Source organism: Paenibacillus pseudetheri, from assembly GCF_924513355.1.
Taxonomy (GTDB): Bacteria; Bacillota; Bacilli; order Paenibacillales; family Paenibacillaceae; genus Paenibacillus_AQ; species Paenibacillus_AQ pseudetheri.
Genome location: NZ_CAKMAB010000014.1, coordinates 59,400 through 75,323, shown reverse-complemented (window position 1 = coordinate 75,323; position 15,924 = coordinate 59,400). Strand labels below are relative to the sequence as shown.

General features: G+C 43.2%; 13 protein-coding genes. 2 read left to right on the top strand and 11 right to left on the bottom strand.

The annotated features are described in order from the left end of the window. Nucleotides 1-48: 48 nt before the first annotated feature. From L1028_RS14775 to L1028_RS14740, 8 genes are all read right to left on the bottom strand, one after another. Nucleotides 49-1,257 (bottom strand): hypothetical protein, encoded by a 1,209-nt coding sequence (locus tag L1028_RS14775; protein ID WP_234535045.1) that lies wholly within the window; start codon nucleotides 1,255-1,257, stop codon nucleotides 49-51. A 282-nt stretch (nucleotides 1,258-1,539) separates the two neighbouring features. After that, nucleotides 1,540-2,112: a hypothetical protein gene (locus tag L1028_RS14770; RefSeq protein WP_234535043.1), complete on the bottom strand. Its 573-nt coding sequence runs from the start codon at nucleotides 2,110-2,112 to the stop codon at nucleotides 1,540-1,542. 425 nt (nucleotides 2,113-2,537) lie between these two features. After that, the gene (gene hcp, locus L1028_RS14765) at nucleotides 2,538-3,830 is read right to left on the bottom strand and encodes a hydroxylamine reductase (protein WP_042189677.1); all 1,293 of its coding nucleotides are present in this window, start codon (nucleotides 3,828-3,830) and stop codon (nucleotides 2,538-2,540) included. A 277-nt stretch (nucleotides 3,831-4,107) separates the two neighbouring features. Beyond that, on the bottom strand, nucleotides 4,108-5,493 hold the full coding sequence (locus L1028_RS14760) for an MFS transporter (protein WP_234535041.1): 1,386 nt from the start codon (nucleotides 5,491-5,493) through the stop codon (nucleotides 4,108-4,110). 150 nt (nucleotides 5,494-5,643) lie between these two features. Then, nucleotides 5,644-6,069 carry a MarR family winged helix-turn-helix transcriptional regulator gene (locus tag L1028_RS14755; protein WP_234535039.1) on the bottom strand — a complete coding sequence of 142 codons (426 nt, stop codon included), beginning with the start codon at nucleotides 6,067-6,069 and terminating at the stop codon, nucleotides 5,644-5,646. Between the two features lie 280 nt (nucleotides 6,070-6,349). Continuing rightward, nucleotides 6,350-7,168: a CAP domain-containing protein gene (locus L1028_RS14750; RefSeq protein WP_234535038.1), complete on the bottom strand. Its 819-nt coding sequence runs from the start codon at nucleotides 7,166-7,168 to the stop codon at nucleotides 6,350-6,352. A 71-nt stretch (nucleotides 7,169-7,239) separates the two neighbouring features. Next, the gene (locus tag L1028_RS14745; RefSeq protein WP_234535036.1) at nucleotides 7,240-8,640 is read right to left on the bottom strand and encodes an ADP-ribosylglycohydrolase family protein; all 1,401 of its coding nucleotides are present in this window, start codon (nucleotides 8,638-8,640) and stop codon (nucleotides 7,240-7,242) included. A 165-nt stretch (nucleotides 8,641-8,805) separates the two neighbouring features. Beyond that, on the bottom strand, nucleotides 8,806-9,387 hold the full coding sequence (locus tag L1028_RS14740) for a LysE family transporter (RefSeq protein ID WP_234535033.1): 582 nt from the start codon (nucleotides 9,385-9,387) through the stop codon (nucleotides 8,806-8,808). Nucleotides 9,388-9,511: 124 nt separating this feature from the next. On the opposite strand from L1028_RS14740, the gene L1028_RS14735 reads away from it, so the two are divergent. After that, entirely contained in the window at nucleotides 9,512-10,066 is a 555-nt protein-coding gene (locus tag L1028_RS14735; RefSeq protein WP_234535031.1) for a helix-turn-helix domain-containing protein, read from the top strand. Nucleotides 10,067-10,145: 79 nt separating this feature from the next. Here the strand turns inward: L1028_RS14735 and L1028_RS14730 are convergent, their stop codons facing one another. Beyond that, nucleotides 10,146-11,264: a copper amine oxidase N-terminal domain-containing protein gene (locus L1028_RS14730; RefSeq protein ID WP_234535027.1), complete on the bottom strand. Its 1,119-nt coding sequence runs from the start codon at nucleotides 11,262-11,264 to the stop codon at nucleotides 10,146-10,148. Between the two features lie 145 nt (nucleotides 11,265-11,409). On the opposite strand from L1028_RS14730, the gene L1028_RS14725 reads away from it, so the two are divergent. After that, on the top strand, nucleotides 11,410-11,709 hold the full coding sequence (locus L1028_RS14725; RefSeq protein ID WP_234535026.1) for a glycoside hydrolase domain-containing protein: 300 nt from the start codon (nucleotides 11,410-11,412) through the stop codon (nucleotides 11,707-11,709). On the opposite strand, the gene L1028_RS14720 is transcribed toward L1028_RS14725, so the two are convergent. Then, a complete protein-coding gene (locus tag L1028_RS14720) occupies nucleotides 11,706-12,581 on the bottom strand; it encodes an amidohydrolase family protein (protein WP_234535023.1) in 876 nt (291 codons plus the stop codon). The two genes, L1028_RS14725 and L1028_RS14720, sit on opposite strands and share 4 nt — an antisense overlap. Further along, nucleotides 12,568-15,744, bottom strand: coding sequence for a GNAT family N-acetyltransferase (locus L1028_RS14715; protein WP_234535021.1), 3,177 nt, complete (start codon nucleotides 15,742-15,744; stop codon nucleotides 12,568-12,570). Before L1028_RS14715 ends, L1028_RS14720 begins: the two co-directional genes overlap by 14 nt. Nucleotides 15,745-15,924 lie beyond the last annotated feature (180 nt).

Below are 15,924 nucleotides of genomic sequence, written 5' to 3'. Positions count from 1 at the left end.
TCTTAAAAGATTGTAGCTGTTCAAGGCTTGTAATGACTTTCAATTCATTCAGTAATCGCGCGATGCATCGAACCAGCGTTGAGCCATCTCCTCTGTTAAAGGTTGGTCAATCAGATGATCAGACTGGCTGAGTTGCCATACCGCTTCGGAAAGGTCTTCTCGTTCGGTGGTTTCGATGCCTTTGAGGTTGTTAAAGCGCGCGGTGAAAGCAGAAATGGCTGCCTCGGCTTCGGCAAAGGTACGGGCCTCGGACAAAGTTACCTGCGCAACGTTATAAGCTTCATTAGCCAGCTTGGCCAGACGTTTAGGCCAGGACGAGAACGGGCGGCCGAACTCAGTCGTCCACCACTCAGGCTTTCGTAATTGGCTCACTGAAGCATGGTCGGTCCAAGGGCGTGCTTCAGCTCGTTTTTTCATTTGCTGTTTCAGACGCTTACCAGCGATCTCTTCCACATTGTAGGCGATAAATCTGTCAAGCAACGGCCAGGCATTCAAGGTAGGAAGCTCCCCCAGATCAGGCATGAAACGAAGCTCCAGATTCGTTAATCCGGCATGATGCACCAATAAGTCCAGGTCGCAGAAGTTTCCCCACAAACTCAATGAGTTAAGGTTTGGGTACCGGTTTAGACACTCCAGCGAGATAGGCTGTCCCAGCGGTGTGTTCTGTAGCGTCAAGCTCGTTACCTGGTGCAGCTCACCCAGGTCGGGCAGCAAGAAAGGAGTATCAGTCTTGCGTCGGCCGGTACGCGGCGCTAGTGTCAGGGAAGATGGCATATCGCCTGTGGCCGAGAAGCTTGATAGATCGCCGGACACACTCAGGCGGAAAGACCGCTTCGGAAGCTTTAGGCTAAGGGACCTCCCGGATGGGTCCAACTCGATATGCAAGCCATGCAAATTGGACTGACTGGTGTCCACCACCGTGTCTGCAGACAGGATCGGTGTCCACGTCATCTCTTCAATGGGACGTTTCTTTGCCCAGTCAAAGAAGCCTAAGTCACTGCCTGTATAATGTAGAAATCGTGGCCAGGGAGAGCCAGCCGGCGTGGCAAAGGCATCGAATACGGTCCAATCGATATGCGCATCAGACGCGACATGAAGGTCTGCCTTCTTCCCCAATTGCGACGGACCAATAGATAGACTACCCACACCAGGCTTAATGACAAGAGTATGACTGCATGGACCTGTCAAGTCGATAGGATAACTACCAACTTCTCTAACAGAACCAGCTGAAGGACGAGCTTGGTTATCATTTGGCATTTCTATCATCCTTTCCACTAAAACATATCAAGATCAATTCGACGTGAATTTACTGCTAAATGAACTAATATTCGCGGTTAAAGAACTATCGTCTGATCAATAAATTGAGAAACTTCCATATATTCACTAAATCCTCTAACGGCAGCAGTTCATCTCTCAACTGACCCACACACGTTCCATATGTATCCGCCACTGCTTCATAACTTCAAATGCCTGCCCCGCATGCCCAGGTATCAGATAAACTTTAACGCAAACATGATTCCGGTATTCCTTCATGCTTTTTCAAAATTCATATGTCCCAAAACGTTCTCTGAGAGTTTCTTCATGCGGGATCCACTCCGAATCACTCCATAAAGACATTCTTACGATTTCTGACAGCTTATCTACGGCTTGCTCTGGTCTCGTAATGCTAATGAGGTCCTCAAAATCCTCAATACGTATATCCAACGCTTTCCGCAAGTAGTCATCATTAAGACGCTCTTCTTTGAGTTGTTCATATTCATCCCTCGTCCACTGTTCACAAAAGATTCTTTCGGCTTGAAGGTCTCCATTCTCGAAAAACGACAACTCGAATATCTCCTCATTCATATATCCGGCGGTCATCACTGGCTCCTCGATAAGCGAGGACAATGTTTTGCCGATCTCCTTCACCGTACCCCATACAAAATAATCGTGGAGCACGCTGATCCAGTTCTCGTTGCTTTTGCTTACGTACATGACAACTTTGATCTCTTGAGCCTCTTTATTTGACTTGCCTAATACTTCGCCATGCCTTTCGCTTAGCTCTCTTAATGCTTCGAGAGTCTTCTCAAGGTTGTTCGACTTGATATGCAAATTTGCGAATGATCTTCCCACGAGATGGTCTCCTCTTATGGCTTATTTACTTATCCTAATTCTTGTTTCTATGCTATAAATTGGTTCTATGAATATCTCTTATTTCCATTATAGTGATCGCTTGTTTTGAGTCTACCTACTTTTCACCTGAATTTTGGAAATGACCTTTGCAAGAGTATAGATATAGCCTTGTCCGTTCACTACAATCGCCAAGCTCCTTCCCTGCGCGCTTCGCTCCCTCATTAAAAAAAGAAGGTGTCCCTCTGTCATTTTATGACTTTTGGGACACCCTCTGTCGAACTATTTTACACCGTCACATGGTACGATTCACCGCGTTATCTGTAACGACATGTTATCAAAATATAGTTTTATTTGTGTTAGTGTTGGTGTTGTATCACTTATCTTGATTGCAAGCGTCTGCGGCCAATGTCTCTAACATTATTAACCTACGATAACGCCAACATCGCATTCATATCTTCCTCGGCAGTGGTAATCAGCTTTAATCCAAAAAGCTCAACTAATACATCCAACACCCCATCCGAGATGAACTCAGGCGGTTTCGGTCCGATACGAATATCCTGAATGCCAAGACTGAACAAGCCTAGCAGAATGGCTACCGCTTTTTGCTCAAACCAAGACAGCACGATGCTGACAGGTAGCTCGTTCACCGTACAATCAAATGCCTCAGCCAGAGCTAAAGCAATCTTCACCGTAGAACCAGAATTATTACATTGCCCAAGGTCAATATAACGCGGAATGCCTGTGTCTCCAACAGTTCCATAATCTACGTCATTAAAGCGGAATTTTCCGCAAGAAGTGGTTAAAATGACGGTATCGTTCGGTAAGGAAGTCGCTAACTCGCGGTAGTAATTCCCACCTTTACCTGGAGCGTCACAACCTGCAATGACGAAAAACCGGCGGATATGCCCGTCTTTGACAGCCTGAATGATCTCTGGTGCCAGCCCGATTACTGTTTCATGATGATATCCTGTCGTAAGTACCAGATCTGACTCTACATCAGCCGCAGGTAAAGACAACGCCCGATTAATCAGTGGGGAAAAATCGTCATTCGTGATTTTCGCTACACCTTCCAGCCCTGCTACTTCATATGAGAAAAAGCGGTCTGCATACGTACCCTTAATCGGCATCACACAGTTTGTAGTTGCAAGAATTGCACCTGGAAACTGCTCGAACAGTCTGCGTTGATCGTACCAAGCTTTGCCGATGTTGCCTTTCAGATGCTTATACTTCTTGAGCGCAGGATAGCCATGGGCAGGTAGCATTTCCGAGTGGGTATAGATGTTGATACCCTTTCCTTCCGTCTGCTGCAGCAATTCCTCGAGTGCATACAAGTTATGCCCTGTCACCACAATACATTGACCTTCTATTTTATTCTGGCTGACTGTGATGGGTTGTGGAATCCCGAAGCGATCCGTATGCGCACGATCCAGCAGATCCATGACGCGAACCGCCGCATCTCCAACCTTCATCGCCATCTCCAAATGCTCCTGCGTATTAAAGTTGGAATTGGTCAAGGTCATGTACAAAGCTTCGTGGGTAATACGATCCACCTCAGGATCGCTATATCCTAGCTGCCGAGCATGTGTCGCATAAGCTGCAATTCCTTTTAAGGCAAAAATCATCGTGTCCTGTAAACTCGCAATGGTTTCATTTTTGCCACATACTCCAACAACGGTGCAACCGCCAGTCGGTGTCTGTTCACACTGGTAACAAAACATATCGTTATCCTCCATATTTAGATAATCTTTCGTTACTCTCAACGTAACAGAACACTAACCCTTGAGTTGTGATTACACACACATTTTTTAGATCAAGGAGATTTTAATGTCCGTCTATTTATGCTGAACATCAATATAATAACGCCTATAGCCCGAAACGTAACTATCCAGTGAGATTTACGAACCTAAGTGCATCCCTTAGAATAGACATTGTATAAACCCCCTGGTTTGGCCGATGAAATTCTAGGAGGTACATTTTTTAAATATTATATCTGCTTCAGCTTGCCTTCTTCGCAATTCGGAAAGTAGCTATAAAGCTTAAAATTATGAAAAGAAGCTGGATCGATAAGGCCAGGAGGATTCCTGTCATTACACCCCATCCAAAGGTTTCACTAATGGTAATTAGGGCACCGCCTAATCCGATGCTAAGTGCAGGACTAAACGCATCAATAAATTGAATATTCGCTGAAATTGAGCCTGCATCGCCATGTTCGGCATGCTGTAGCGCAATGGCTCCAGTGGTTGGATGTGCCAGCCCTATTCCAAAACCGGTAAGTACTTGTGAGAACACTGCGAGTACGATTCCATTACCTGAAATTCCTATCACGGTTATGACCAGCGCAACTCCGACAATCATAAATGCAACGCCAATCATCACCCGTTGTTTACGGCCCCTCCCATGGTCTTGTTCATCAAGCTTGGATTGCAACCACGCTGCTACTGACCAACTTATAGCCCCGGCAGCAACGATTAAGCCAGAAACATCTGCCGATAACCCTTTAACATTTGTTAGTGCTAGAACAACATAGCTTTCAACAGCATAGTAGCATGCAACAAACAGTGCTCTAGTAACAATGGTTGCCGGCAAACCTTTTCTAACTTCTAAAGCACCTTCTGGCAGCAGTTTCCGTAAAGGCTGAATCATAATCAAGCCCCCTGCAATTGAAATCCCAATCCCCTTCCAATAAGGTAAAAATCCTAATCCTGCTAATAGCAGCCCCGTTCCTAATGTTAATATAATTGCGTATATTTCTTTATACGTCCTCCTTTTAGTCGATGAAGCATTAGTATTTTCAGTTTGTAACTTACGAAATAATGGGAGCGTTAAGCATACTGATAGAACAATGAACGGCAGAACGAGCCAGAACACGAACCTCCAAGAAAGATTTTCGGCTAAAAGCCCTGCGATATAAGGACCAATTAATGCTGGAAGAATATAAGCACTAGAGAAAGCTGCAAGTATTTTTGTTCTTAGACTGTCAGGGTAACTTAAAGTAATGCTGGAGTATACACAAGTTAAAAGCGCACCTGCTCCGAAACCTTGAAACGCTCTTCCGCCGATCAACATGTAAATATTGAAGGAAGTTGCTGCAATAATGATACCCGTAACAAAGATTAGAATAGAAACTATAAATGATTTATATACACCATTCTTATCAATCTGCTGTCCAATGACCATTGTGCCAATGATTTGGGATAAAAGAAATGCACTAAAAATCCAACCATAATAATGGATCGCATTCATACTATGCGCCACTTTTGGTGCAATCGTCGTAACCCCCAATCCCTCGAATGCCACTGTTGTAACTGCCAGAATAATACCGATTGTCAACGCTCTGTACGGGGCATCGAAAATCCCGATTTTATTATTGTTTGTTCTCATCTTTGTGTCCTCCTTATAATTGTCGAAGCATTAGTTGCTATAGCAAGTATTAAATAAAAATAAAACAGCTCAAAACAAATGGTCTTAACGATAGTCGTCATAGCAACTAATTAAGTTGAGTCAACCTGTTCTTTTTGCAAACAAAATCTGCTATAAATCCTTTACATTATTATGAATTACAGAAAGTAGCCTTCTAAAGGTTTCAACCTCTTCCTCAGTTAACCCTTCAATGGTCTTTCTATACGCTTCAATAGAGGGAGCAAGAATCTCATCTTTTATTTCACGGCCTTTAGAAGTTAGATATACACGTAAAGATCTTCTGTCCGTCTCATGGGTTACGCGATGAACAAAGCCTTTCTTTTCAAGCTTGAAGAGCATACGCGCAATGTTCGTTTGATCTTTATACAATCTTTCAGCAATATCCTTTTGAGTAATCCCTTCACTCTCCCAAAGAATAACGAGGATCTCCCACTGGTCCACCGTAATATCAAAGGGATTAACCACTTTTTGATAATAGTTATTAAGCTTTAAATCTGCCCGGTGTACAATTACGCCTATGTATTTTTCTAATTCCAATGGTATAGCCTCCAAATAATAGACATGATTATAGTTGCTATGACCAGTATAATTGTAACGGTTTATAAATACAACTCTATAATGCAAGCTACTAAATAAATTCTACATAATTGCCTGCGATCGAAATATTTGTCGTTAAGTTTCAACAAACCCTTCACGAGATCCTCGAATAGATACGTCAGAACTCATCATCTTTAATTTCTTGATAAAACCCATGTCTGTGGACATGGGCTTTTAAAATTAACTTTATAACATTTGTTGTTTATATTGCTGATTAACACTAACCAATAAATTCTTGAACCCACTCGCTGTTGTAGTAACCTATTCCAATTTCAGTAAAGGAACTATTCAGGATATTGGCACGGTGACCAGGACTATTCATCCATTGATTCATTACTTCTTCCGGACTCGACTGGCCTTTGGCGATATTCTCCCCTGCTGTATTATAAGAGATACCAAATGCCTTCATCATATCGAACGGAGATCCGTAAGTTGGTGACTGATGGTCAAAATAATTGTTGTCGGACATATCCTGCGCTTTGGCCAAAGCCATTCTCGACAGCTCGCTATTCAGACTAAGGGGTTTCAAGCCTGCGTTTGTTCTTTCTTTGTTCACCAATTCCAGCACTTTCTGCACAGATGCCGATGAATTGGTGGATGTTTGCGGATTAGCAGAATATTGTGGGTTAGCTGATTGTTGCGGATTAGCAGAATACTGTGGCTTAGCGGAAGTTTGCGGATAAGTAGTTTGATCCGCTGTTGTACCAGCTGTAGGTGGAGTAGTGCGGATAAACCCATCCAGCCATTTCGATACATCGCCGGGTACTTGTTTAGTCTTAATCGTTGATTTCCCTGCATTTTCTGTTGAAATAGAAGACGCTTGCGTTAAGGTTGACGTTGTTGCTGTTTTGCCAGCATGATGCCCAACCTTCGTTTGTTGAGTAGTCATTTGGTTGTTGGCCGATTGATTACCCGAACAAGCTGTAACGAGCAATAGTGCTACTATTACGATAAATGGTTTAATAACGACCCCTCCTGATTTGGCAAAGTAGTGACTTAATCGAATAAAGTTTTTGTAAAGCACGATTGAATTATTCATCTTTAATTCAAAAAAGAAAAAGCAAAAAAATCCACCAGCAACATTGGTTGCTGTGGATTTTTGTAAACTTATTATGTATTGAAATCCGTATTCTTGTTCACATAGAGCTCACTAGGCTGAACTTGATATCGACCGGTTTGCAGCAGCTCTGGTAAACGCCCCATTCGCTCCGTCAAACAAGAAAGACTTTGCTCATGAAAATTAGAAAGCCCCGTATGAATCCGATCTTGAAAAGGCTTAAGCCATCTTGATTCCAAATGATCAGGACCGAAATAAACCCCAAGCAGAGAGCCAGCCGTTGCTCCGAAGCTATCCGTATCGTTGCCCTGCATCACCTGCTTGCATATTCCATCGCCAACATTGTCTGCAAATCGCAGGGTATTAATTAAGGTTCCTATTTCCTGATAAACCTCACAGTGGCAATAATTCGCATACTTATGGTTAATGCTCTGATACGCTTCCAGCCAGTCATCTGCATTCGCTACCATCTCAAGGCAATCATTAGTAATCTCATAAAATCGACTTCTTTTAGGGACGAATTGCAGAGCCGTATTGATTATTTCAATTGGATCGCGCAGCACGTGAGCAACAGCAATCGCAGCAGCAATGAACATTGTGGCGTAAATTCCGGTCCGGCGATGAGTAAAACTTGCATCCCGCCAAGCTAGCTCAGCAGCCAGAGCAGGTTGACCAGGACAGGCATAGCCGTAAGCATCTGCACGAATCGCCGCACCGCATAGTTCCGTACCCTGTACCATAAAGTCAGGCCAAGCCTCTATTTCAGAATGATTGAATAGTTCCCTATCATGCTCCAAATAGCTAATGCCTGATCGCATCAAAATAGCCCTTTCCGGACCCCAAGTTGTACTTATCGGAAGATGATTTAACCATAAATCTCTTAAATTTCTTTTCGTAAAACCATTACCGAATTGTTCTAGTACCATCATTCCCATTAATGTGTAATTGATATCATCATCAGGTGCCACATAACGAATTCGCCCCCGTGTCGTCTCAAACCAAGACCAATGACGACGATCCAGCGCATGGAGAATTTCTTCAGAAATGTAATCATTCAGTGGCCATTCCCCTACTGAAGTTAACGCTTGACGTAATTCCGACAAGCTGGGATTTACCTCTATCGGTTTGCCCAGCATTGAACCACAGACTGAAGCGAGGAATCCTGCCTTTACACGCTTGGAGCTATCCTTCAGATTCAAGACTCCGATCTGGCCTAGAGGTCGAGCAGGATCACATTCCCGCCATATCTCATCTAAATCGTTCGGCTCATAGTAAGGCCAGTTGTCTCTCATTGGAATAATAGCCAAGCTATTGGCGAATTCTAGATAGGCATCATAGCTTGCAGGAAGCTTTTCCAATTTGGCTAAATAACCGGAGGTTTGATGCCCCTGTTCGAATTTATTACGCAGAATTCCCTCCAATTGAAGTTTTAGAAATGTGAGTGACGGCAGCATGCTGTATCTCCCTTGTCTGATTATTAATCTACATAGAAATGAAACCAATAACAAATAGAAAAGCAACCATATCTATCCACAATACATCACTATCATAAGCTTAAGAAGTAAAAGATGCTGTATAAAAAAGTATTGCTCGAAGATTGATTTTCCCTTAACAATCCTTCATCCCAACACTATCGAAACTGCACAATACACTAACAACAGTCCCATCAGTACATTAAATTGACTCTTATATTTAGATATCATTTTTTTGAAAAGAGAACCACACAAACACCAACAAAAAGTGCCCATATAACCGATGAAAGCCAGAACTAAAGAATAACTCAATAATCTAAAAGATGAAGAATGATATGTAAGGATAAATGTTGATGTAACTGTGATCCCATATAATATCCCTTTTGGATTGATAAATTGTAAAAGCATTCCCGCAATAAAGCTATTGTGTTTATCTCCAGCTGCATCACTTTCTGGTTGTTTACTTGTAATCATTTTAACTGCTAAATACAGCATGTAGACTCCGCCTATTACAGCCATAATAGATTTAATTTGTGGAAGAAGATTATTCAAAAGTAGATTAAAGTAGGAACATAACAATATGATTATAAAAAATCCTGTACCCACTCCTAAACAAAATTTCATTGTTTTTTTCAGCCCAAATTGATTTGCAAAAGTCATTGCCATAATGTTATTGGGTCCCGGAGTAAAACTTGCAACAAATGCATATAAAAACAAAGAAACAAACACTAAATTATATCTCCCCTTCCAACTTGTATGCTATAATGTATCAATTAGACGTTATAACGTACATTCGTGCGTTTTATTGTATATCACGATCGTTATAAAGTAAATGGAGACAGGAGTCATTACAGTGGAAGAAATAAATCTAATTATTGCGGAAAATATAAAAAAGATAAGAAAAAGTAAAGATTTAAGCCTGGAAAAGGTTGCAGAATTAACTGGAGTTAGCAAAACAATGATTGGTCAAATCGAAAGAGGTGAATCAACACCAACCATTACAACCCTTTGGAAGATAGCCAATGGATTAAAAATTTCATTTTCTGAGCTGATAGATTACCCCAAGCCTGACACAAGAGTGATCTTTAGAAGTGAGATTCAACCACTGCTTGAAGACAACGGAAAATATCGAGTGTATCCATCTTTTTCATTTGATGAAAGTAAACGGTTTGAAGGTTATACAGTGGAGATAGACAATGGAGGATATCTTGATGCCAATTCTCATATGGAAGGAACCGAAGAATTAATCACTGTGTTTGATGGTGAATTGTCTTTACGTGTCAATGATAGCGAATACCTCTTAAAATGTGGTGATTCTATTACATTCAAGGCAGACAAGCCACATGTGTATTTTAATCCAGGACAAACCTTAACCCGTTTAAGCATGATTTTATACTACCCTAGTTAGCATAAAAATCCCAAGGTACTTAAACCTTGGGATCACGTCTTTCTATGATAACCTGTTGAGATGCCGCGCAGTCTCACCATTATGAGCCGTCCAACATAAACTTGTAAACCTTACCGTCTTGTACATATTCATTCTTAAAAAGCAGGGCCTCACCTTCTCTTTTCAGGAACTTCAGGTTGTCTCCATAAAAAGGGAGATCGTTTGTTTCAGCATATTTTTGCTGTTCTACGTCAAGGAGTACCTTGTACAACAATGTTTTGGTCCCTATTTTACGATCTATCATCATGAGGAAACCTTGTTGATTGGACCGTATCAACAGAAAATCCTCGTCCATTCCCTCCACTAAATAATTATCCGAATTACCACCAAGGGTGGTCAGTTCAATCGACTCCGTTACGTTCCCCGTTCCATCTTCAATTAATCGTAATAATTTCCCATCGGTAAGCAGGAGCTGATTGCCAGCTATTTTTACATTATCACCGTAACGAAGATAGTATCCTACACTTGCTTGGCGAATAACCATTCCATCCTTAATAATCAATGTATACCATTTATTATTGATATGTGGTTCTCCGTAAACATCTGTTAGGGTTAGATAGATTAAACCTTTTGGCGTTTTCTGAAAATCGAAATGAACAGCATCGAACAGCTGCGATCCGAGTTTCGTTAGCAAGCGAGTATGTCCTACGGAATCCGTTATATATAAACTCCCAGTTTTTTTATCCACTGTATAAGTAGATCCACCGAATTCTGCGCTGTCACTAGCAAAGCTCAATAGTCCAGTAGCTGTATATATCCTCTTCGTCGCATCCCAGCTGACTGTTGTTCCTCCTAATGAATTCACAAGAAAGCGAGCAGGTACATAGAGTTGACCATTAATTTCAAAAGGAACACCCTCCACATTTACTAACTTACCGTCGAGGACCCCCTGTTTACTTCCAATACGAACTGCTATCTTTTTTCCCCATCCAGTAAACTCCGCTCTCTGATGTGACTTATCCCATACTACCTTCAGTCCTGCCGTTTCCCAGTGATTAGCTGAAACATAAGTAATTCCTTGCTTTACTAGCGCTGAACTCGTTCCTTTCCCGCCTCCATCCATAATAAAAGTGAAAAAAGCAGGCAATGCCGCATTCGCTACTGGAGCAGCAAGCAATGATGCAACAAGTATTGGAGCTAGCAACCATCTTTTATTCATAAATTGACCAACCTCCATGTTAGAGAACCATAAATTCTTCATATGGTACAGACGCAAACAATTCCCAAAAGTTCCTAGAAGATTGAAATATTAGAAGAAGTTAATAACAATTTCTCTCCAAACTAATTGCCCATCTCCTTCTGACATGACTACACTCAAAAATAATAACTTCACATTTGTTGGCCGATATTTGAATCGTATAGAAGGTTATCAAGAATGCTTCACCTCAGCCGAGGTTACACAAATCTTAGTCGGAGGATTATATATCTTATCCCTTTACCAAATCAGTAAATCGCTCGCTCATTTCACGATTGCCAATGGTGTTGCAGATGCTGAAATTGCTGTAGGATTAGAAAAAACAAGCCATCCTTTAGATTTCCTAAGGGATGGCTTGTTCGTAATCACTTTATTCTTCTGTCCTTCACGCGTACATGCAGCTGCTTAAAGCACCGCAATCCGCTGCTGGATGCGTGGGAATAAGGCGAAGGCATTCTCGTAAAATACTTTTTCGTGGTGCTGCTCAGGGACAAGTCGGCGGACAAATTCCGCATACAGGTCAATAGGAGCGAGTGGCCAATCCGTGCCGAACAACATTTTCTCGTAGTGGTCGGAGTACACCAGCGCCCGGCGAAAATGATCCATGAACAGAGGTTCATTCATAAACCGTTCAAAATGAGGCCGATCACCGACCACAAGGCCGGACAAATCGGCATAGACGTTTGGATTTTTAGCCACCACTTCGGCGGCATCCATCACCCACGGATCGCCAAGATGGCAGATCATAAAATTCACATCACGTCGTTGAAACGCTAATTCGTCTACGGTAAGTGGATGTGCATACTTTAGCAATCCATTCATCGAGTACGTATCACCGGTATGAATGACCACAGGCGTGCCATACTTTGCTGCCAGCTCATAGATTGGCGAATAGATTTTGTCATAAACGTAATGATGATAGTACCCGGCATAGAGCTTAATACCAGCTACCTCGGGCGCTTGCAGCCGTGCCTCAATTCGGTCCAGTTCCTCAAGTGCATCTTTTCCTCCGAGCATGTTCGGATTGATCCCCACGCATTCCATTAAGAAAGACGGCACAGTATCCTCCAAGTCAAGGCTCATCGGATTAGGGGAAGTAGAGTCAGGGAAAGCTCCCTTCGTCTGCTCCGTGACCCCCATTCCAATGCCGAGAACAACGTCGTTCTTATCAAACTCCGCTTTGAGCCCGGCAGCAGTGTAATCGACTTTGGAGAGATCCAGTGCTGTTTGATGAAAACTGTCGATGTCCGACAGATGAATGTGAATATCAATGATCGGCATTTAAGATCTCCTTTTCGTCAGTAGGTCTAGCAAAGGTCAGCTTCAAAAGACTGCCGACATCCTCTGAATTCAGAGCGAGTTCTCCCATGATCAGGAAGGACGGCTGTGTCCAAACGGTTTCTCCATTTAGAAGCGGAAGATGATGATGCACCCCGTGATTAAAAACCTTATTGTTCACATACGCCGAGGCACTCTGATTCGGATGACTGCTCACCATATGCAGCATATCCTTACGCGAAGATGCACCAATTCGCAATAGTCCCTTGGCCTCAAGATAGGTTTCAACCGTTCCTAATAAGAACTTGCCCTCCTTGGAGAATTCCATCCATCCTTCGGCATAGACTGGCGAAGGTTTGATATAATTCTCCTCCGATACCGAATAATTCGGCAGGGTCATTCCGCTGTCATTGGTCACCGAATGCAACACACAAAGCACTGGGACACCTGGGAGCATAAGGTAATGCTGATTAACAACAATTCCTTGGTTCTTTTCCTGCTTCTCGATCGAAGTAGTGATACGTAATCCTTTCCATACATTACCCTGAACATCCATTTTCTCGGTCCAAGCTGCGCTTCTTGGCTCCTCCAACCGACTAAATCCACCTATGCCTGAAATACCCACACCGAGCCCACCATGCCAAGGATTCCACCAGGAACGCGGTGCTGCTTCCGGATAGGAGCTATCCAGCCATTCTTCTCCATGGTGCTTCAGGGAATGCACAACACTGCCGAAATCAGGAGCAGCTGCAATAGAAAGAACTCCGTTACTCACAGTGTAAATAGGACCCGCTGGTCCCTCTTCTGTGCCACAGACAACGGCTGCTGTTTCCGTTTGAGGGAACCAGAGACCCGTTCGCTCTTGAATACGATCCTCTCCATGATAGACGACTCGAATCTTCTGACCTGATTGGCTGTGTTCTGAAGAAGATTCCGCTTCCTCAGGCGAGAGCTCAAAGCCCGCGGAGTGCAGATTCTGCTCTCTTTGCAGCTCCATCTCAGCGACTTTCTGTTCCTCTCCTCTATCCGTTTGTACATACAGCTCGAGGTTTCCATTAAGCGAAGTCATCTTTCGTTCGATTAACTCCGCATGAAGCGCCCCCGCCGCAAACGGATTTCCACCGCCGAGCGTTAATTCAAGATGATCATCCAACACTGGTGTGACCGGATCCTGCTGCTTCCGTGCAAAGGCGCGGAAATCCGACCACTTCAGGAAGGTGTTTAAAGCGAACACCAGCGTCTTTGTTCGTACGACATCTCCAGCAGAAATTTGACCAAGATTATGCTCCAGTCCAAGTGGATATTCCGGACGAAGCAGCTTCAGGGAAGGGTCCCAGCAAACGCCGCATGTGACATTCTCTTCCTTGCTAAACAACCAATTTTCTGTAATTTGAGCACTGTCCCAATAACTCGGATCACCCGAATAAGCATCGCCCATATCTACGTAATGATCCTGATAAGGCAGGATGAGCCGTTTGCCAAAAAATCCGAAATTCGTTAGCAGACACATATCCTCTTCCAACGTTTGGTTACTAGTATTGCGCACCTCACTATAAAACTCAGCGATTCCATTTGCAAAGAGCTTAGCCACTCTTTTTATCTCCAGACCCGGGAATTCATCCGATTCATAAAGAGTCTCTAGAACCTGGCCCTCTCCTTCGGAATAGATCTTTACTTCTTTAGCCTGTTTCTTCGAGAATTCTTCGGCAAATGGTTTACCTAACTTCGGATGGGTCAACCAGAAATTATGGCTCGAGCCGGGATATTCAATCCACATCCCATTGTCGTTATTATTAAGATGTACAGAGTAAGCGCCGTTTACAGCCACCCACTGATCCCCGTTTTCCCCACCAAAGCGGCCATGTGTTCCTTTCATTAGCACAGATAATTTGCTGATGAAGGAGACTGCCTTCTCTCCAGCCGGAATGGCCGTCACCTCAATATCCCGTGAATAAAGACCATATGAATTTAGGGTAAAGGGCACTAGGATGGAAGCCTTACTCTTTGCTGGAACCGAGAAGCTTACCGCCCGATCTGCCCACATCAAAAATTCTACCTCTGGCAAATCAAAAGAAAATTCCGCTTCCGCTGTAAAATTATTTTCAACATTCAAATAAAGCTCAGCGGGAAGACCCGGATACAGCTCACGCGTTGGCAACTCCATCCTCATTTTCAGTGGGAATTTAGGAACAACACCTATACGAAACTCAGCGCGCTTGCCACCGATGATCCATTTGCTCATAACCACGGGGTGAGTCTTCTTGTCGTTTTGCTCTTCACGAATCGGATCAAGCTCGAACTCACCTTCTACGATAACTGTTTCTCCTGGCGAGATTGTTGGTGCAGCAGACAAGGCAAAACGAATATTTTTGTCATTTTGGCCTTTGATCTCAATGGCCAGATCAGATGCCGAACGATTCTTGATGTGATAGCGAATCTTGTAGGTGGAACCGAATACAAGATCGTGATCGTCAATCTCCGTGGAGATTTCATAGTCAGGTGTATCAAGAGCCGTCAGGCCACGACCAGTCTTCTCGAATTCTGCGCGTAAGGAGAGTTCTCCCTTTTGCCAAGTGTAATCGAAGAAATCAAAACCACGCTCCCGTCGACCATCCGGCTGAATAGGCAGTTCACGGGTACTATCTGCATACCAATCAAGCTGCTCAAAATAAGGAGCGAGTGCTTCCGTTTGCAGAACCGTCGGAATAAAGTTCATCAGATGAACGTAATCCTCATTTTTTTCCCAAAAGAATCCACATTTCTTATACATCGGTACGGCCTTCGTATTGCCTGCCCAAGTAAACAGATCAAGACGTGGCCAGCCCGCTTCAATTGTTTTGCGGACAGCGTTCAAAATCAGATTACGACCTACCTTGTATCCGTGATAATCAGGTCGTACATTCAACAGCGGAACATACAAAGCCCCTTCGTCTTGACGGTAATGAGCAAAACTGCAGAAGCCAACCACTTCCTCACCATCAACGGCGAGAAACACATTCAGATTGGATGAGATCTCCATCTCGCGGCGCACTGTATCCTCTGTTCTCTGATTGGTGCCTCCACCCCAGCTTTCGTTGCTACGGTTCCACATATCTGCGACCGCCTTAGCGTAAGAAGGATCATATTCGATAATGCGGATTTGTTCCGCTGTAGTCTTTACAGTCATGCTCTCATCTCCTTATTCCTCAAATATGAGTATGTATTCGCATAAAGTTATTCTAGATAACATCTCTACAACTTTATTCAAATAACTCCTACGAATTCTTATTATACTATTAATTGGAAAACTGTTACGAGGTAAAAAACTTGATAAAAAATTCTTTCTGCTCCATCAAAATTTCGTTGG

Excerpts from the sequence above, each read along its gene's own strand:
- L1028_RS14730 (WP_234535027.1), bottom strand. The coding sequence starts at position 11,264 with ATGAATAAAAGATGGTTGCTAGCTCCAATACTTGTTGCATCATTGCTT.
- L1028_RS14750 (WP_234535038.1), bottom strand. The coding sequence starts at position 7,168 with ATGAATAATTCAATCGTGCTTTACAAAAACTTTATTCGATTAAGTCAC.
- L1028_RS14775 (WP_234535045.1), bottom strand. The coding sequence starts at position 1,257 with ATGCCAAATGATAACCAAGCTCGTCCTTCAGCTGGTTCTGTTAGAGAA.
- L1028_RS14720 (WP_234535023.1), bottom strand. The coding sequence starts at position 12,581 with ATGCCGATCATTGATATTCACATTCATCTGTCGGACATCGACAGTTTT.
- L1028_RS14760 (WP_234535041.1), bottom strand. The coding sequence starts at position 5,493 with ATGAGAACAAACAATAATAAAATCGGGATTTTCGATGCCCCGTACAGA.
- hcp (WP_042189677.1), bottom strand. The coding sequence starts at position 3,830 with ATGTTTTGTTACCAGTGTGAACAGACACCGACTGGCGGTTGCACCGTT.
- L1028_RS14725 (WP_234535026.1), top strand. The coding sequence starts at position 11,410 with ATGACTACACTCAAAAATAATAACTTCACATTTGTTGGCCGATATTTG.
- L1028_RS14745 (WP_234535036.1), bottom strand. The coding sequence starts at position 8,640 with ATGCTGCCGTCACTCACATTTCTAAAACTTCAATTGGAGGGAATTCTG.
- L1028_RS14715 (WP_234535021.1), bottom strand. The coding sequence starts at position 15,744 with ATGACTGTAAAGACTACAGCGGAACAAATCCGCATTATCGAATATGAT.